Source organism: Streptomyces sp. NPDC087901 (assembly GCF_044742205.1).
GTDB lineage: Bacteria > Actinomycetota > Actinomycetes > Streptomycetales > Streptomycetaceae > Streptomyces.
The window spans coordinates 588193-605134 of record NZ_JBIUUC010000001.1; the positions used below are offsets into that span (position 1 = coordinate 588193).

The 16942-nt window shown below is 71.9% G+C and carries 13 protein-coding genes and 3 tRNA genes; 6 read left to right on the forward strand and 10 right to left on the reverse strand.

Going from position 1 to position 16942, the window contains the following annotated elements:
- Positions 1-6: 6 nt before the first annotated feature.
- On the reverse strand, positions 7-1452 hold the full coding sequence (locus ACIOEW_RS02520; protein WP_401960630.1) for an FGGY family carbohydrate kinase: 1446 nt from the start codon (positions 1450-1452) through the stop codon (positions 7-9).
- A 67-nt stretch (positions 1453-1519) separates the two neighbouring features.
- A complete protein-coding gene (locus ACIOEW_RS02525; RefSeq protein WP_362541409.1) occupies positions 1520-1819 on the reverse strand; it encodes a YtxH domain-containing protein in 300 nt (99 codons plus the stop codon).
- 193 nt (positions 1820-2012) lie between these two features.
- Between ACIOEW_RS02525 and ACIOEW_RS02530 the strand changes: the two genes are divergently transcribed.
- The 3 genes from ACIOEW_RS02530 (at position 2013) to ACIOEW_RS02540 (ending at position 2482) form a co-directional block, all read left to right on the forward strand.
- Positions 2013-2085 (forward strand) — tRNA-Asn (locus tag ACIOEW_RS02530).
- 5 nt (positions 2086-2090) lie between these two features.
- Positions 2091-2163, forward strand: a tRNA-Asn gene (locus ACIOEW_RS02535).
- Positions 2164-2408: 245 nt separating this feature from the next.
- Positions 2409-2482 (forward strand) — tRNA-Ile (locus ACIOEW_RS02540).
- A gap of 74 nt (positions 2483-2556) precedes the next feature.
- Here the strand turns inward: ACIOEW_RS02540 and ACIOEW_RS02545 are convergent.
- Positions 2557-3213 carry a GNAT family N-acetyltransferase gene (locus ACIOEW_RS02545; protein WP_401960633.1) on the reverse strand — a complete coding sequence of 219 codons (657 nt, stop codon included), beginning with the start codon at positions 3211-3213 and terminating at the stop codon, positions 2557-2559.
- A 528-nt stretch (positions 3214-3741) separates the two neighbouring features.
- Here ACIOEW_RS02545 and ACIOEW_RS02550 point away from each other — a divergent pair.
- The gene (locus tag ACIOEW_RS02550) at positions 3742-4569 is read left to right on the forward strand and encodes a glycoside hydrolase domain-containing protein (RefSeq protein ID WP_401960636.1); all 828 of its coding nucleotides are present in this window, start codon (positions 3742-3744) and stop codon (positions 4567-4569) included.
- Between the two features lie 87 nt (positions 4570-4656).
- On the opposite strand, the gene ACIOEW_RS02555 is transcribed toward ACIOEW_RS02550, so the two are convergent.
- Entirely contained in the window at positions 4657-6885 is a 2229-nt protein-coding gene (locus ACIOEW_RS02555; RefSeq protein WP_401961514.1) for a peptidoglycan recognition protein, read from the reverse strand.
- Between the two features lie 361 nt (positions 6886-7246).
- On the opposite strand from ACIOEW_RS02555, the gene ACIOEW_RS02560 reads away from it, so the two are divergent.
- Complete coding sequence (locus ACIOEW_RS02560) at positions 7247-8539, forward strand: MFS transporter (RefSeq protein ID WP_362540990.1); 1293 nt, start codon at positions 7247-7249, stop codon at positions 8537-8539.
- A gap of 22 nt (positions 8540-8561) precedes the next feature.
- On the opposite strand, the gene ACIOEW_RS02565 is transcribed toward ACIOEW_RS02560, so the two are convergent.
- The 4 genes from ACIOEW_RS02565 to ACIOEW_RS02580 all read right to left on the reverse strand — a co-directional run bounded on the left by ACIOEW_RS02565 (position 8562) and on the right by ACIOEW_RS02580 (position 13707).
- Positions 8562-9359 carry a VOC family protein gene (locus ACIOEW_RS02565; protein WP_362540993.1) on the reverse strand — a complete coding sequence of 266 codons (798 nt, stop codon included), beginning with the start codon at positions 9357-9359 and terminating at the stop codon, positions 8562-8564.
- Between the two features lie 180 nt (positions 9360-9539).
- On the reverse strand, positions 9540-10994 hold the full coding sequence (locus ACIOEW_RS02570) for a carboxyl transferase domain-containing protein (protein WP_401960639.1): 1455 nt from the start codon (positions 10992-10994) through the stop codon (positions 9540-9542).
- Positions 10987-12450 carry an acyl-CoA synthetase gene (locus ACIOEW_RS02575; protein WP_401960642.1) on the reverse strand — a complete coding sequence of 488 codons (1464 nt, stop codon included), beginning with the start codon at positions 12448-12450 and terminating at the stop codon, positions 10987-10989. The genes ACIOEW_RS02570 and ACIOEW_RS02575 overlap by 8 nt, the downstream gene beginning before the upstream one ends.
- 42 nt (positions 12451-12492) lie before the next feature.
- The gene (locus ACIOEW_RS02580; protein WP_401960644.1) at positions 12493-13707 is read right to left on the reverse strand and encodes an MFS transporter; all 1215 of its coding nucleotides are present in this window, start codon (positions 13705-13707) and stop codon (positions 12493-12495) included.
- Between the two features lie 133 nt (positions 13708-13840).
- Between ACIOEW_RS02580 and ACIOEW_RS02585 the strand changes: the two genes are divergently transcribed.
- Entirely contained in the window at positions 13841-14272 is a 432-nt protein-coding gene (locus tag ACIOEW_RS02585; protein WP_362541005.1) for an Lrp/AsnC family transcriptional regulator, read from the forward strand.
- Here ACIOEW_RS02585 and ACIOEW_RS02590 read toward each other — a convergent pair.
- Together ACIOEW_RS02590 and ACIOEW_RS02595 are read right to left on the reverse strand one after the other, a co-directional pair.
- A complete protein-coding gene (locus ACIOEW_RS02590; RefSeq protein WP_401960647.1) occupies positions 14250-15833 on the reverse strand; it encodes a GAF domain-containing protein in 1584 nt (527 codons plus the stop codon). The genes ACIOEW_RS02585 and ACIOEW_RS02590 overlap by 23 nt on opposite strands.
- A 20-nt stretch (positions 15834-15853) precedes the next feature.
- Positions 15854-16891: a rod shape-determining protein gene (locus ACIOEW_RS02595; RefSeq protein ID WP_401960650.1), complete on the reverse strand. Its 1038-nt coding sequence runs from the start codon at positions 16889-16891 to the stop codon at positions 15854-15856.
- Positions 16892-16942 lie beyond the last annotated feature (51 nt).

Below are 16942 nucleotides of genomic sequence, written 5' to 3' on the forward strand. Positions count from 1 at the left end.
CGCGCCTCAGCGCGCGGAGTCGAACGCCCCCGGGTGGATCTGGTCCCGCGTCGCCACGTACTGCTGGCGCACCGCCTGACCGACCGGCAGCTCGTCGCCGGGCTCCAGCACCTGCGCCGCGGCACCCTGCCACGCCGGGGGAGTGCGGGTGTCCAGTGACCCCTGGGAGACGCCCAGCGCCCAGGCGGCCTGCCGGGCCGCACCCAGCGCCGCGTACTGCGCAGGCTGCGGCACGACCACCTGGGTACCCAGCAGCGCCGGCGCCAGCCCCTGCACCGCAGGCAGCTCGGCGGCGGCGCCCAGCAGGAACACCCGCCGCACCTCCACCCCGCGACCGCGCAGCACGTCCAGCGCGTCGGCCAGCGAGCAGAGCATCCCCTCGAACGCGGCCCGCGCCAGGTGCTCCGGCTTCATCGACTCGCGCCGCAGCCCGCTCAGAGTTCCGGCGGTGTGCGGCAGATTCGGGGTGCGCTCACCCTCCAGATACGGCAGGAGTACGAGCCCCGAGGAGCCCGGAGTCGACTTCAGCGCCAGTGCCGACAGCTCCTCCAGCCCCTCCAGCCCCAGCATCTCTGCGGTGCCGCGCAGCGCACGGACCGCGTTCGACGTGTGGACCACCGGCAGATGCATCCCGGTGGCATCGGCGAAGGAGGTGATCATCCCCGTCGGGTCGGCCAGCGCCTCGTGGTGCACCGCCATCACCGAACCCGAGGCCCCCAGCGACACCACTGCGTCACCGACCGCGACCCCCAGCCCGAACGCCGCCGCCATCGTCTCGCCCGTACCCGCCGAGATCAGCAGCCCCTCGGGCGTCGTACCCGCCGCGTCGGACGGGCCCAGCACCTCCGGCAGCGCCGCCTGGTGCCCGAGCGCGAGCTCCACCAGCTCCGGCCGGTACGACTCACTGCCCGCCGACCAGTAACCCGTCCCGGAGGCGGCCCCCCGGTCGGTGGTCCGCCGGGCCGGCCGGCCCAGCAGCTGCCACACCAGCCAGTCGTGCGGCTGGAGCACCGCGGCGACCCGCTGTGCCATGTCCGGCTCGGTCCTTGCCAGCCAGCGCAGCTTCGACACGGGCTGCGCGGCCTGCGGCACCGACCCGACCGCCTCGGCCCAGGCCTGCCGCCCGCCGAGCCCGTCGATCAGATCGGCCGCGGCGACCTGCGCCCGTCTGTCGTTGCCGAGCAGCGCCGGGCGCACGAGATTGCCCTGGTGGTCCAGCGGCACGAGCCCGTGCTGCTGCGCCGACACACCGATGGCCTGCACCCCTTCGAGGAGCCCGCCGGAGGCGGCCTCGCCGAGTGAGAGCAGCCACGCCTGAGGATCGACCTCGGTGGCCTTCGCGTCGACGGGATGTGCGGCGTATCCCTGGCGCAGTACGGCACCCGAGTCCGTATCGCAGACCACGATGTGCGTGAAGGCGGAAGAACTGTCCAAACCGGCGACTATGCCCATACGCAGATTCTGCCGCACCCCCGGAGGTTTCCCGTACCGGTGGTGCGGCAGACATGGAGATGTCGACTCAGGTGTTGGTCGTTCCCCACTCGTCCTCGCCGTTCGCCCCGCGCCCGCGCAGCGACCGCACCCGGTCCGCCACCGACGCCGGCACCTTCTCGCCGACCTTCTCCTCGACCGCGTGGTACGCCTTCCCGGCGAACTGCCGGCCGCTCTGGGCCGCCGTCTCGCAGGTGTTGCGCACGGCCGGGTTCTGGGCGAACTGGCGTGCGGACTTCTTCAGCTGCTCGTAACGCTCGCGCCCGGCACGCGTGCCGAGTACGTAACCGAGGGCCACTCCGGCGATGAACGTGAGCCGGTACCGCATGGCTGCCACCCTTCCTTCGCTCCGTCTTCGCTGCGTGCGACGTGTGCTGCTCGCCTACCCGCAGGCGCCCGAGATCACCCCGGGCGATACCGATTGGCAAAGCACCCCCCTGCTTGCGCTAATGTATGTGTCGCAGCGAACGCGCGCCGCCCGGCAGTAGCCAGGGAGGTACGTTCGAGGCAAAACGCAGCAATCCCCTGTAGCTCAATTGGCAGAGCAGCCGGCTGTTAACCGGCAGGTTACTGGTTCGAGTCCAGTCGGGGGAGCGCGATCCCCTGTAGCTCAATTGGCAGAGCATTCGGCTGTTAACCGGAGGGTTACTGGTTCGAGTCCAGTCGGGGGAGCGGAACGGAAGAGGACCCTACGGGGTCCTTTTTCGTGTGCCCGGGGACCGGTCCGCGGGAGCCCGTCGCCGTGGTGCCTCCGGGGCTCGCGTGACACTTTCGCGTCAACTTCGCGCCACCTGGAACCGGGCAGCGAGCAGCGCGGTCTTCATGGTCATCGGTAGCCGGGCAGTCGGAGCGAGAGATCGTATGACCGGCTATGCTGCGGCAGACGGCGCGCACACGTGTACGCGCCACGCCGAAACGGGGCGGTAGCTCAGCCGGTTAGAGCAGCGGACTCATAATCCGTCGGCCGTGGGTTCGAGTCCCACCCGCCCCACCGAGCGTCCCCAGGAAGAATCGTTCTGACCTGGGGAAACGCGCTCTCGGCGCCCGAGCGGCGCCCCTCCGTGCTCATGCCTCGACCCGGTCCGGGTCTCGCGTGGCACCGGTCAGCGGGGCCAGGACGCGCCACCCCGCACTCTCGTACAGCGCCCGGCCCTCCGGTGTCGCACCCAGCACGCCCGCTGTGGCGCCCTGTCCGGCCGCGGCCGTGGCGAGCGTACTCATCATCAGACGTCCCAGGCCGCGGCGTCGGTGGGCCGGGTCGGTCTCGATCTGGTCGGCAACGGCGGTGGAGCCGGTGACGGCGATTTGGCCCCGCGCGGCGAAGGCGCCGTCCGTGGTGCGCACCAGGGCGCGGACCACGCCGTCGCGGCTCCACGTGCGCAGCCGGTAACCGGTGGGGACCTCGGCCCGGGCGGCGCGCAGCGAGGCGGACATCAGGAAGCCGGGACCGCCCGCGAGGGACCAGCCGGGGGCCAGCCAGGGGGTGAGCGTCTCCGGTGGTACGAACGTCTTCAGCCAGACGCCTGACATGGGGGTGTTCTCGGTGATCTTGCGGACGGTCGCCTCGTCGGCTGTGGTCAGGACGTGGCGCATGACGTGCTGGGACAGGCCGACATCAATGGTGAAACCCCCGGGGCAGGGAGTCGGTTCGGCCGCCCCGCGCGAAACGGCCCAGCCTTCGACCCACGCTCCTACGGCTTCGGCTGTGTTCGTGAAAGGCAAGGTTCCTCCCGGTGTAAGTGTCGTTCCTGAAGCTAGACTATTACATCAGAGGGAAGGATGGCCCGTGAGGGGGCAAGGCTGTCGGTGGAACGAGGTGCCCGCGAGGTGGATCGACAGCGGTTGGCCCGCCGCGACTTCAGCACGGGGTGATCTTCCGCATGCGGCTTCGGTCGGTAGAGAATCCGTGCGGCGGGGAAGTAGTGTGGCGAACGCCTGGCCGGTCCCTGTTCGAGCCGAATCGAGGAGGACCGAGCCGGCTGCCAACGGGCTGTTGTGTCCGTTGTTTCGGCGCCTTCGCAGGCGAAGTGGGTCACGTGAATGGGTCCGAGTCCCACTCGCCTCATCGAGCAAGCCCCGAAGAAGCGGTTCCGGCCTGGGAAGAGCAATCCGGGCGGCCCTGCCTCGGGCAGGCCTCGCGGGGGTGAGGCGCGGGGGTGAGGTGAGGCAGGGCCCTGGCGCAGTTCCCTGCCGGTCGCCGTCCTTGGGTGCGTCACTTGCGGCCATGAGCCGTATTGAATGGGGTGGGGAATGTCCAGACACAAGCTGTCCAAGAAGAGCCGTTACATCGCGTGGGCGACCGCGGGTGCCGCCGTGGTCGCGGGTGCCGGGATCGCGGCACAGACGTCCATGGCCGCCGACGCCTGGCCTGCGCAGAAGACCTACACCGGCCGGGCGTTCGACGCCTGTACCGCGCCCTCGCTCAGCGCGATGAAGGCCTGGCACACGGGGTACTACGGCGCCGCCGCCGTGTACATCGGCGGAAAGAACCGTGGCTGCGCCCAGCCCAACCTGACCAAGTCCTGGGCGAAGTCGGTCAACGCCACCGGATGGAAGCTCATCCCTCTCTACGTCGGTGCGCAGCCGCCTTGTCAGAAGAGCGCGAACAAGGAGAGGTTCACCTCCTCCACGGCCGCCTCCGTCGGAGCGAGCAACGCCAAGGACGCGATCGCCAAGGCATCGGCACTCGGGATGAAGGCCGGCAGCCCCGTCTACCTGGACATGGAGCCGTACGCCATCACCGACAAGGCGTGCAACGACGCCGTCCTGACGTACGTGCGCTCCTTCACCAGGACTCTGCGCAACGCCACCTACCGCGGCGGCTTCTACGGCTTCAGCAGTTCCAGCGCCAAGGCCATCGCCACCGCCACGAACAAGACGGACCTGCCGGGCAACCTCTGGTACGCGCTGTGGGACAAGAAGAACACGACCACCACGGACTGGCCGTGGAAGCCGACCCAGTTCACCAACCACAGCCGCGCCCACCAGTACATGGTCAACAGCAAGGAAACCCGCGGCGGTTACACCATCACCGTCGACCGCAACGCATGGGACGCCCCGGTCGCGATCATCGGCTGACGGGCATCCGGGGCGCCCTGTCGCCGCCCCTGCCTCTGCCTCTGCGCAGCCGGGACCGCACTGTCCCGGCTGCGCCGTCCGTCTCGGCTACTTGAGGTAGACGAGGCCGTCGGTGGTGACGGTCGGGCGGCCGGACGTGCCGGCCACGACGACCTTGACGGTGTGCTTCGCACTACTGGCCCAGGTCTTGGTCCAGAGGGCCTCGCGGTACTTGGTGGCGGACGACTTCAGGTCGACGGTCGCCACCTTGGCGCCGTCGACGTAGATGTACGCCTGGCCCGATGTGGCGGCGCGGGAGACCACCCAGGCTGCTGACCGGCCGGTGAACGTCCAGGTGAGTGAGGCGTTCTTGGAGGCGCTGGAGTACGACTTGCCGCCCAGGTAACTGCTCGATGACCTGGCCGTCCAGGTGCCGGACTTCGTGGCCGAGGATTCCTGCAGGATCACCGGGGTGGCGGAGGCCGAGGCCGAGGCGGCGTTTCCGGCGTAGTCGTACGCGGTCAGCTTCCACGCGGTGGCCGCGGCGGACTTGGCCGTGTGCGAAGCGCTCGTCGTGGCCGGTCCGTAGGTCTTCGCCAGTGGTGAGACCAGCCGCACTTCTTTGAGGGCCGCGCTGTCGGTGGCCTTCCAGCTCAGCTTCACAGGAACAGCCGCGGTGTTCACCGTGCCGCTCCGCAGACTCAGTGCGGGCTTGGTGGTGAAGGAGGGGGCCTTCGTCTCCGCGATGACGGTGGCGGAGGCACTCGTCGATGTCTTGCCCGAGAGATGGGTGGCACGCACGGCCACGGTGTGCGTTCCGGTGGCGAGGGTGGCCTTGGCCGAGGTCGCCGTACCGGCCGTGGTCGCGACGGGTTTGCCGTCGACCAGGAGCTCGTACCGCTTGATCAGTACGGCGGGCGTGGTGGCCGACCAGTTCACCGTGACGCCGGCCTTGGTGTAGTGCTTGCCGCCCGAGAGGCCGGTTCCGGTGAGGGACTTGACGGTCAGGCCGGTGACGGGGCCGGCGGCCAGGGTGCGGATGGTGGCGAGCTGCTTGTAGAACGCGTCCCCCGGGCACTGCGTGTTGTAGCCGTCACGATGACCGTGGATGACCGGGAAGGGCAGCTGCGCTCCCTTGGCCCAGCTCTTGCGGAAGTAGTTGGTGCCCGTATCGCCTGCGGTGAGTGTGGTGGTGCCGGCGGGGTCCACCCCGTACTGCCCCAGTTTCCATGCGGCGATCCGGGCGACGGAGAGCAGCGCGGCCTGCGGCGGGGCGGTGTCGGTGTAGGTGCCCAGTACGGAGATGCCGACGGTCTCCGTGTTGAAGCCGTAGGCATGGGCTCCCTGGACGGGGCGGTCGACGCCGCCCTTGCGGCCTTCGTAGATGGTGCCGCACTTGTCGACGAGGAAGTTGTATCCGACGTCTTTCCAGCCCAGTTGCCTGACGTGGTAGGCGTAGATACCGCGCACCACTGCCGGGGCCTGTGCGCACGTATAGGTGTTGGACTCGGCGGTGTGGTGGACCACCACCGCCTTGATCCTGCCCCCCGGCAGGTAGTCCGGTTCCTCCGGGCTGATCGACTCGTCGGCACCCCAGCCGGCACGGGAGGTGATGGGCGGCCGCGGCATGGTGCTCGGCGGGGCGGCGGGGCCCGTGTCGGTCGGGGTCGGGGTCGGGGTTGCGGTCGCGGACGGCGACGCGGACGGCGTACCCGGCTCGGTGGGGGTCGCGGAGGGGGAGGGTGACTCGCTCACCGGCGGTTCGGTGGAAGGCTCCTGGTCGGCGGTGCCCTGAGGATCCGGGGAGACGCCGGACTGCGGATCGGACTCCGAGGGTGTGGTGGCCGGTGTGCCGGTCTCCTCGACCACGAAGGCCGCGGGCTCGACGGCACTCGTGCCGCCGGTCCCCGGATCGACCATGTCCAGCCGTAGCCCGGCAGGCAGCCCGGCGGATGTCTGCCCGTTCGACACCACTCGGGCCTCGACCCCGTCGGAGGGCCCTACCCAGGCCGGTTCGGTCCCGCCGCGGGCAGCCCCGTTCTCCCCTTGGCCACTGTCCCCGTCCAGTCGCAGCCACGGCGACCACTTCCCGGTCGTCAAGGAGCGGGTACGCACTTCGACCCTGCCCGTGATCCGGGCGTTCGGATCCGTCCAGGTCATGCCCAGCATGCTGAACCGCTCCGCGTCACGGCGTGCCAGTGAGGCACCCGTCCCGTCGTCGGCGTTCCGCAGCTTCACGGTCGACGCGTGGGCCGCTACGGGCTTCGAATCGCTTCCCGTGACGGCATCGTTGTCCGTATCGCCCGTTGCTCCTTGAAAGATCAGGACCCCGGTCAGTCCGGTCACCACGGCCGCGGCCGTTCCCCAAATCCGACGCCGCTTCACGCAGCCCCACCCCTCGTTCTCACCCTGCGGCCCCACGCAGGGCACACATACTTCACAGGTTCTGCCAGAACGTACACCGACAAGCGCCGAAGTCCTGATTCGGACCGCAGGGTTTGGTGTCAGTTCATCGAAGCGGGGTAGGGGCTTCTACTTGGTCTCGAAGGAGTGGCGGGCTTCGGAGGGGCGGACTTCGCATCGGCCGGGCGCTCGGACTCCGGAGCCCCTTCCCGGCACCGGCACCGGCACCGGCACCGATACCGATACCGGTACCGGGCTCGATCCGCCCCCTCGGGACCGGTCGTTACCATTCCCCGTGACCGAATCCCTGACCGAACCGGCGGACGCGGCCGATGAGCCGGCTCCTCGATCCCGGATATTCGCCGACCTGACCCCGCTGCGCACCTCACCCGATTACCGGCGGCTCTGGTTCGGGAACACGGTCTCCTGGGTCGGGCAGGGCATGACGTCGCTCGCCGTCTCGCTCCAGGTGTACGACCTCACCCGCTCCGCCTTCTCCGTCGGGCTCATCGGATTCTGCTCGCTCGTGCCGCTGGCCGTCTTCGGACTGTACGGCGGCGCCGTCGCCGACACCGTCGACCGGCGCAAGCTCGGTCTGGTCAGCGCCTTCGGGTCGTTCCTGCTGTCGGTGGGCCTGGTGGCGGTCACCGTGGCCGGAGTGGAGAAGGTCGGGCTGCTGTACGGGGTCGTCGCCCTCCAGGCCGTCTGCTTCGCGCTCAACTCGCCCGCCCGCAGCTCGATGATCGCGCGCCTGCTGCCGGCCGAGCAGCTGCCCGCCGCCAACGCGCTGAACTCCATCACCAGCACCACGGGCATGCTCGTCGGACCGATGCTCGGCGGGCTCATCGTCGGCTGGTGGGGGTACCGGGCCGCGTACGGCATCGACGCGGTCACCTTCACGGCCTCGCTGTACGCGATGTGGCGGCTGCCCTCGATGCTGCCGGAGCGGGGCGAGAAGAAGGACGGGGACGCGAAACGTGCGTCCGTCATGGACGGGCTGCGGTTCCTCGGGACCCGGCCCACCCTGCGGATGACCTTCCTCAGCGATCTGTGCGCCATGGTGCTCGCCCACCCCCGCGCCCTGTTCCCCGTCGTCGCCGTGCTCTGGTACGGGGGCGACGCGAAGACCACCGGGCTGCTGGTCGCCGCCCCGGCGCTCGGGGCGCTGCTGGGCGGGGTGTTCTCCGGCTGGCTGGGGCGGATCCGGCGGCACGGCCTGGCGGTGCTGCTCGCCGTCGCGAGCTGGGGCACGGCAGTCGCCGTCTTCGGGCTGACCCGGCAGCTCTGGCTGGGGCTGGTCTTCCTGGCCCTCGCCGGTGCCGCCGACACCACGTCCATGGTCTTCCGCAACACCATGCTCCAGGCGGCCGTGCCCGACGAGATGCGGGGCCGGCTCCAGGGCGTGTTCATCGTGGTGGTGGCGGGCGGACCTCGGCTCGGCGACTTCCTGGCCGGTTCCGTCGCCGACCTGGCGTCCCCGGGCCTCGCCGTGACCGGCGGCGGGATCGCGTGTGTGGTCGCGGTGGCACTGCTGGCACTGCGGTGGCCCGGGTTCGCGCGCTATGACGCGCGCGAACCCGGGGCCTGATCCGACGGGGCCGGGCGACCGGTCAGGAGACGTCCTTGAGCGTGGGCATGTCGCCCCCGGTCGTCGTGCCGTCGATCAGCGAGAACGTGGCGCCCTGCGGGTCGGTCAGCGCGGCGAACCGGCCGAACGGCATCGTCATCGGGCCGAACCGGAGCTCCGCCCCGAGCGCCTTCGCCTTCTCCACCGCGGCGTCGCAGTCCGCGACCGTGAAGTACACGTTCAGATGCGGCGGCACCTCGGGCGGGAACTCCTCCGTCATCTTCATCCGGCCCAGGACCGGGTCCGCGCCCAGGTCGTAGAGCCTGAAGTCGACCGCGTCGTCGTCCATACGCTTCACCCCGTACCCGAAGACCGCCGGGAAGAAGGCGTCGGCCTTCTCCGGCTCACGGGTGAAGATCTCGGCCCAGCTGTACGCGCCTGGCACCGCCCGCGCCTCGAAGCCCTCGTGGGTGCCCGCCTGCCACACCCCGAAAGCCGCTCCGCCCGGGTCGCTCGCCAGCACCATCGTGCCGAACTCACCGACCTGCATCGGCTCCACCAGGACCTTGCCGCCGTGCTCGCGGACCTTCGCGGCGGTGGCCGCCGCATCCGGGGACGCGATGTACAGACACCAGGCGGCGGGTACGTCCTGGCCGGGCACGGGCGGCATCAGGGCGGCGACCGCCTTGCCGTCCACGTACGCCTGCGTGTAGTTGCCGAACTCGGGAAGCGAGTCGCCGTACGTCCAGCCCAGCACCTCACCGTAGAAGCGTTTCGCCCCTTCGATGTCGCCGAACGTCGCGTCGGCCCAGCACGGTGTGCCCTCCGGTTCTGCGGCCATGACCGGTCATCTCCTCAGGTGTGAATGGCCCCTCTGACACGCTAGCCATCCCGCGCCTTCCCTGCGCGTCGGACACGGGTCGGCGCCCGCCCGGCGGGTCCGACCGGCCGAGGAACGGACCCCCTCGGGTCAGCGCCCGCCCGGCGGGTCCGACCGGCCGACGGAGCGGACCCCCTCGGGTCAGCGCCCGCCCGGCGGGTCCGACCGGCCGACGGAGCGGACCACCGAACGGGCGACACCGAGGTCCACCAGGTCCTGCGGGCGCAGTCGCAGCTGCTCGGCCGTGGCGTGCACCTGGTCCGGGGCGCGCTTCAGGATCGCCGCGGCGAGCTCCGGGGCGATGACGGAGAAGTAGCTGTCCGCGGTGACGTGGGTGTTGCCCGGCGCCGCCAGGGCCAGCGCCCCGCCCGAGCCCCCCTCGCCGATCACCAGGGTGGTGACGGGGACCCTGGCCGCCGCTATCGCCGTGAAGGCGTCGGCGATGGCCGCACCCGCGCCGGCCCGCTCCGCCTCCGCGTCGTTGGCCGCGCCCGGGGTGTCGACCAGGGTGAGGACCGGGACCCCGAGCCGGTCGGCCAGCCGGATCACCCGGGCCGCGGTGCGGTAGCCGGCCGGTCGGGTCGCCGTGCCGCACTGCGCCACGTAAGCGACCGGCTCCCCCTCGTGCAGCCCGAACCCGCAGAGCAGCCCCGGGTCCGTGCCGCCGCAGCGGTCCCCGCTCAGGGGGAGCCGCAGGGTGAAGTAGGCGTCCAGATACGCCTCGGCGTGCGGCCGGGTTACGGACCGGGCCCGGAGCACGGCGTCCCAGCCGGTCCGGGGGAGCCCCGCCGAGGAGAGCGCGGCCGGGACCGGGGCGGGGGTGGGCGGGGCGTCGCGGCGGGCGAGCAGCCGGAGCCAGTGACCCACCGCTGCCGGCAGCTCGCCGGGCGGGACGACCGCGTCGATCTGGCCGGCCGCCAGCTGGCCCTCGGCGGTGTAGGCGCCGGGGTCCGCGTCGGCCGGCCGGACCCGGGAACCGGCGAACCCGACCTGCGCCCCCGGCAGCGCCAGGATCACGTCGGCGCCCGCCCCCAGGGTCGCCCAGCCGCCGCCGGTCGTCGGGTCGCGCAGGACCGCGAGCTGGGCCGGGCCGGCAGCCCGCAGCCGGGCCGACGCACGGGCCACCCGGTGCAGCTGGGTGAGCGCGATCATGCCCTCCTGCATCCGGCTGCCGCCCGTCGCGATGAGCGAGACGAGGGGGAGCCGCCGCGCCATGGCCTCCTCGTACGCCGCCTCCAGCCGGTCGCCCGTGCGCTGCCCGAGCGAGCCGCCGAGGAAGCCGAACTCGAAGGAGATCAGGACGCAGGGCAGGCCGCCGATCGTGGCGGTGCCGTGGACGACGGACTCCTGCTCACCGGTACGGGCGGTGGCCCGGGCCCGCGAGTCGGCGTAGCCGGACCAGCCGAGCGGTCCGTCGGCCGCGGTGCCCGGGGAGGCCGCGGTGCCCGGGGCGGCCGCCGTGCGCGGGGAGGCCGCGCTGCCCGGGGCGGGTGCCTCGGGCGAGGCGGGCGCCCCGGTCCCGGTGGGTGCGGCGGACTCGGTGAAGTCGGCCGTGAGGGCGGCGATCGCCGCCCGGGCCGTCAGCCGGTCAGCCATGGAGGGACCGCTTCATGATCTTGCCCAGGTCGTTGCGCGGCAGCGCGTCCAGGTAGCGGACCGTGCGCGGGCGCTTGTGCGGGGAGAGCTGGGCCGCGACATGGTCCGCCAGCGCGGCGGCCGAGGGCGGGGCGGCGGGATCGGCCGGCACCACCCAGGCGATGACCCGCTCGCCCAGGTCCGGATCCGGCTCACCGGTGACGGCGGCCTCGCGGACGCCCGGGTGGTCCAGGAGCGCGTTCTCGATCTCGCCGGCACCGATCTTGTAGCCGCCGCTCTTGATGAGGTCGGTGGCCTTGCGGCCGACGATCCGTACGTACCCGTCGGGGTCGAGCGTGGCCATGTCGCCGGTACGGAACCAGCCGTCGGCGGTGAGCGCCGCGGCCGTGGCGTCGGGGCGGTTCAGGTACTCGGTGAACAGGTTCGGGCCGCGCACCTGGATCTCGCCGATGGACGCGGGGTCCGCGAGCGGGGTGCCGTCCTCCTCCACCAGGCGGAGTTCCACGCCGCGCAGCGGTGCGCCGACCGTACCCGGACGCGGTTCGCCGTCGGCCCGCACGCCCGTGTTCATCAGCGTCTCCGTCATGCCGTACCGCTCGATGACCCGGCGGCCGGTCGCGGCCGCGATCCGTTCGTGGTCGTGGACCGGCAGGGCGGCCGACCCGGAGACCAGCAGCCGGGCGCCCGCGAGGGCCTTCGCGAGGCCGTCCGACGCCGACGGGTCCGCAAGCACGTCCGCCAGCCGGTGGTACATCGTCGGCACACCGAACAGCATCGTGCCGCCGGAGCCCAGCTCCCGGGCCACGCCCTCGGTGGAGAACCGGCCGAGGTGGCGCACCGAGCCGCCCCGGCGCAGCGGGCCGAGGATGCCGAGGATCAGGCCGTGCACATGGAACAGCGGCAGGGCATGGACGAGGACGTCGTCCCCGGTCCACTGCCAGGCGTCCTCCAGCGCGTCCAGCGAGGCGGCGATCGCCCGGCGCGGCAGAACGGCTCCCTTGGGCGGGCCGGTGGTTCCGGAGGTGTAGACGACCAGGGCGGGGGACTCGGGCGACGGTTCGGGGAATCCCGTACCGGCGGGCGCGGAGCCCCCGTCCGTGGTCACGTCGAGCCGTTCCAGCGCCGCCAGGGCGGGCGGCAGCACGTCGGAGGCCGAGGCCAGCACCGTCGTCGGTGTGCTGTCGGCGACGATGTGTGCCAGTTCCCGTTCGCCCGTCTTCGGGTTCAGCGGTACGGCGGGGACCCCCGCCCGGAGCGCGGCCACCACCGCGATCACGGTCTGCGCGGTGGGTGTGGCCCATACAGCGACCCGGCCCGCGCCGGCGATCCGGGCCGCGAGCGAGTCCGCTGCGGCGGTCAGCTGTGCGTAGGACAGGGAGACTTCGTCGAAACGGACGGCTTCGCGGGCGGCCACCGGGGCGGCCGCGTCCTGGAGTGCAGGCAGAAGTGGCATCACCCTGCGAACCCTAGGGCCTCTCGTTCGGGCTCCGAAGGGTGCTCAGGCGTCCCGCTGGATGTTGCGCATCCGCCCGTACGCGTACACGCAGCCCGCCAGCGCCAGGTCGGACAGCAGCATGAAGCCGATCGAGTACGAGCCCTTCGAGCTGTAGATCGCCCCCATCACCAGCGGCGGCACGAAGCCGCCGAGGCCGCCCATCGCGCCGACGATGCCGGTGACGCTGCCCACTTTCGCCTGCGGTGTCACCTGGGAGACCAGGGCGAAGACGCTGCCGCTCGCGGTGCCGAGGCCGGCTGCCATGATCAGCAGGGCGATCGTGCCGCCGGGCATCAGCTTCGGGTCGAAGGCCTGGACGATGGCCATCAGGGCGGCCACGCCGAGCGCCGCCGAGGACACCAGCGCCGGGTGCATCCGGTCCGAGAGCCAGCCGCCGATCGGCCGGAAGATGACGGTGACCAGGGCGAATCCGGCGGCCTTCGTGCCGGCGTCGGTCGGCGAGAGCTCGTACCAGGTCTTCAGATACGTCGGCAGGTAGACGCCGAACGCGACGATGCCGCCGAAGCCGATCGCGTACAGCGCGGACAGCTCCCAGGTGACCCGCAGCCTGCCCGCCGCACCCAGCCGATGGGCCAGCGTGTCGGTCGGCACCTGCCGGCCGGGCCGGTCGTTGACCAGCACTGCCGCCAGCGCCGCGTACACCACGAGCGCCCCGGCGACCACGAGGAACGGCAGGTTGTCGCCGTGCTCGGCGATCCGCGGGGTGAAGTAGCCGGACAGGGCGACGCCGCCCATGCCCATGCCGAACACACCGAGCGCGAGGCCGCGATCGGCGGGCGGGAACCACGAGTTGACCAGGGGGATGCCGATCGCGAAGGTCGTTCCGCCCAGCCCCAGCAGAAAGCCCACGGCCAGCATCGCGCCGTAGGAGTCCTTCGCCGGGATCAGCAGCAGCACCGGCACGATGGTGAGCGCCGAGATCAGCGGGAACATCAGCCGCGCACCGTACTTGTCGGTGAGCGCACCCACCGGGATGCGGCCCAGCGAGCCGACGAGCACCGGCACGGCAACCAGCAGGGACTGCTGGAACGAACTCAGGCCGAGCCGGCCCTTGTAGTCCGCGGACATGGGCGCGATCAGGTTCCAGGCCCAGAAGGTGAGCGCGAAGCCGATCGTGGCCATGACGAGGTTGCGGTAGGCGGCGCCGGAGGGCTTCTCGGTGGCCGGAGCCGGTGACTGCTTGGCTGTGGTGTCCACACGGTCAGTCAAGTGGGGAAGGGGGGCGTGAGCCCGTCGGGTTACGCCGAACGAGGGCCCGCAACGGCGGGCCGGCAAGGGGTTGCCGACGTCTCCGCAGTCGCGATCGGCCCGAAGCTGGGACAATCGCGGTATGGACCGTCTGGACAGGGAAATCCTCGGTGTTCTCCAGGAGGACGCACGGATCTCGTACCGCGATCTGGGGACACGGGTCGGGCTCAGTGCCAATGCGGCAGCCGACCGGGTGCGCCGGCTGCGCCGCGACGGCGTCATCCGCGGCTTCACCGTGATCATCGACCCGGCCGCCGACACCAGGACCGGGCTCGTCGTCTTCATCGATGTGTCCCTGCGGACGGACACCACCAACGAGGTGTTCGAGCGGGCGGTGCTGACCCTTCCGGGCATCACCGAAGTGGTGCATGTGACGGGCGGGCACGACTACCTCGTACGGGCCACGGCCGCCGACACCGCAGCTCTGGACGGACTGCTGCGCAGACTCAAGCGCGAGGCCGGCGTCGCCCACTCCAGCACCAGGATCGCGCTCAGAGCGGCGCCTGCCAGATGACGGTCGGCGCGCGCGAACCACCGGGTTCGCGCCCGTCGTCGGCGACCGCGAGGCGGACCGCGGGCCGGCCGTCGGGCAGCGTGGCCGTCGCGTCCACCTCCACCTCGATCGCCGACACCTCGGGCCGCCGGTGCGCGGCCGCCAGCGCACCGCGCAGCGCGGCAAGCAGCTGCCCGTCCACCGGGTCCCGTACGAGCGCGTCCACCGCACCGGTGAAGTGCACCGAGGGCTGGAAGCCGAGCACCGCGGCCGCGCCGCTGGTCTCCCGCAGCACCCGGCCGCGGAAGGTGGCGGGCGCCTCGGCGGGCGGCTGCTGGAGAGCGAAGATGGCCGTCCGCACCTCCTGGATCGTGGAGTCCAGCTCGTCGACGGCCCGGCCGAGCAGCGCGTCCGTGTCCCCGGCACCGGCCCGACGGCGGGTCGACTCCAGCATCATCTCGGTCGCGAACAGCCGCTGGACGACGAGATCGTGCAGATCACGGGCGATCCGGTCCCGGTCCTCGTACACCGCCAGCTGCTCGCGGTCGTGCTGGGAGTCCGCCAGGACCAGGGCGAGCGCGGCCTGCGAGGCGAACTGGGCGGCCAGCAGCCGGTCCACGTCGGTGTACGGACGGGCGCCGCGCCGCCGGGGCAGGGCGAGGGTGCCGATGAGCCGCCCGCCGCTCTGCAGCGGCAGCATCATGCTGGGGCCGAAGCGGGAGCGTACCGGGGTGGTCATCCGGGGATCGGTCGCCGAGTCGTCGATGAACACCGCCTCGCCGCCCAGCAGCTGGACCAGGACGGGGGAGCCGGGGGCGATCGCCGTGCCCACGAGCCCGGCCGGGTCCTCCAGGGTGGAGGCGACGACGATCTCCATGCCGCCCTCCTCGTCGGGCTGGAGGATCACCCCGGCCGAAGCGTCGCTGAGGATTCTGGCCCGTTCGGCCACGGTCATCAGCGCGTCGGACGCGTTCTCGCCGGTCAGCAGCGTGTTGGTGACCGCTGCCGCGCCCTCGATCCAGCGTTCCCGCTGCCGGGCGCTCTCGTACAGCCGGGCGTTGCCGATCGCGATGCCGGCCTGCGCGGCGAGGACCCGGAGCAGCGTCATATCGGTGTCGCTGAAGTGCCCGGTGCGCTTCTCGGCCAGGTAGATGTTCCCGAAGACCCTGTGGCGGACCCGGATCGGGGCGCCGAGGAACGAGTGCATCGGCGGGTGGCCGGGCGGCACGCCGCAGGAGCGGGGGTCGGTGGTGAGGTCGTCGGAGCGCAGCGGTTCCGCTTGTTCGATGAGCGCGCCGATAAGGCCCGTGTGCCCGTCGGGGAGGCCGCCGATGGCCGCCCGCCCGCTCTCGCTGAGGCCGGTGACGAACAGTTCGCTGATCTTTCCGCTCCCGGGGTCCAGGACCCCGAGCGCGCCGTAGCGGGCCTCGGTGAGTGCGGTGGCGGTGTCGATGATCTGCTGCAGGGTGGCCCGCAGTTCGAGGTCGGTGCCGACGCTCAGCACCGCCTCCAGCAGCATCGGCAGCCGCGGCGACTCGGGGATACCGCGGCTGGGTGCCGCGTCGTGCGGTTCGTCGGTCATGGGCCGGGCCCGTGCGGGACTCAGCCGGCGAGCGGGTCGAGGACCAGGGGGCTGATCTTGCCGTCCAGCATGGCGCCCAGCCCGAGGACGGAGCAGACGTCGGGCCGGTCGGCGATGTGCACCGGCATGCCCGTCGCGTCGCGCAGCATCTGGTCCAGGCCGGGCAGCAGCGCGCTGCCGCCGACCATCATGATCCCGCAGTCGGCGAGGTCGGCCACCAGATCGGGCGGGCAGGCCCGCAGGATCTTGCCCAGTCCGTCGAGGACCGCGGTCAGCGGGCGGTGGATCGCCTGCCGCACCGCGGCGGTGTCGACCTGCACGGAACGGGCCAGGCCGGTCGCCACGTCCCGGCCGTGGATCTCGGTCACCGAGGGACCGAACGGGGTCAGCCCGTTGCCGCTCAGCGCCAGTTGGAGGGGGCGTACGGACTGGCTGGGCAGCATCAGCTCGTGGTACTGGCGCAGGTGCTGGATCACCGCGTGGTCGATGGCGTCGCCGCCGACGGGGATACGTACCGCGGTCACGATCGAGCCGAGCGAGAGCACCGCGATCTGGGTGGTCGCGGCCCCGCACACCATGATCATGGTGGCGGTCGGCTGCTCGACCGGCAGTCCGCAGCCGACGGCCGCCGCGATCAGGGTGTCGACGAGCTCGACCCGGCGGGCCCCGAGCCCGACCAGGGTCTCGACGGCGGCGCGCTGGGCCAGCGGATCGCTGTCGTGCGGGGTGCAGGCGGCGGCGCGCAGCCGCGGCTTGCGGCGCAGCTGGCGGCGGAGCTTCTCGCCGAGCAGCTGGCGCAGCATGCGCTGCGCCATCTCGATGTCGACGACGGTTCCGCCGGAGACCGGACGGACCACCCGGATGTAGTCGGGGGTGCGCCCCGTCATCTGTTCGGCGAGCGCGCCGACGGCGATGAGTGAGCCCGTACGGGTGTTGACGGCGGCGGCGCTCGGTTCGTCGACGACGAGCCCGAGCCCCTTGACGAACACCCGGGTGCGGGCGGCCCCGAGGTCGACGGCGACATGGCAACGGCGCAACTGCTCAAGGCTGACGGTCACGGCAGGTTCTCCCGAGAGCGCTGATGGGGGACCGACGGGCAGCCGGTTCTC

Coding starts and splice junctions, on each gene's coding strand:
- ACIOEW_RS02565 (WP_362540993.1), bottom strand. CDS start 9,359: ATGGCCGCAGAACCGGAGGGCACACCGTGCTGGGCCGACGCGACGTTC.
- ACIOEW_RS02590 (WP_401960647.1), bottom strand. CDS start 15,833: ATGACCGACGAACCGCACGACGCGGCACCCAGCCGCGGTATCCCCGAG.
- ACIOEW_RS02525 (WP_362541409.1), bottom strand. CDS start 1,819: ATGCGGTACCGGCTCACGTTCATCGCCGGAGTGGCCCTCGGTTACGTA.
- ACIOEW_RS02550 (WP_401960636.1), top strand. CDS start 3,742: ATGTCCAGACACAAGCTGTCCAAGAAGAGCCGTTACATCGCGTGGGCG.
- ACIOEW_RS02585 (WP_362541005.1), top strand. CDS start 13,841: ATGGACCGTCTGGACAGGGAAATCCTCGGTGTTCTCCAGGAGGACGCA.
- ACIOEW_RS02520 (WP_401960630.1), bottom strand. CDS start 1,452: ATGGGCATAGTCGCCGGTTTGGACAGTTCTTCCGCCTTCACGCACATC.
- ACIOEW_RS02570 (WP_401960639.1), bottom strand. CDS start 10,994: ATGGCTGACCGGCTGACGGCCCGGGCGGCGATCGCCGCCCTCACGGCC.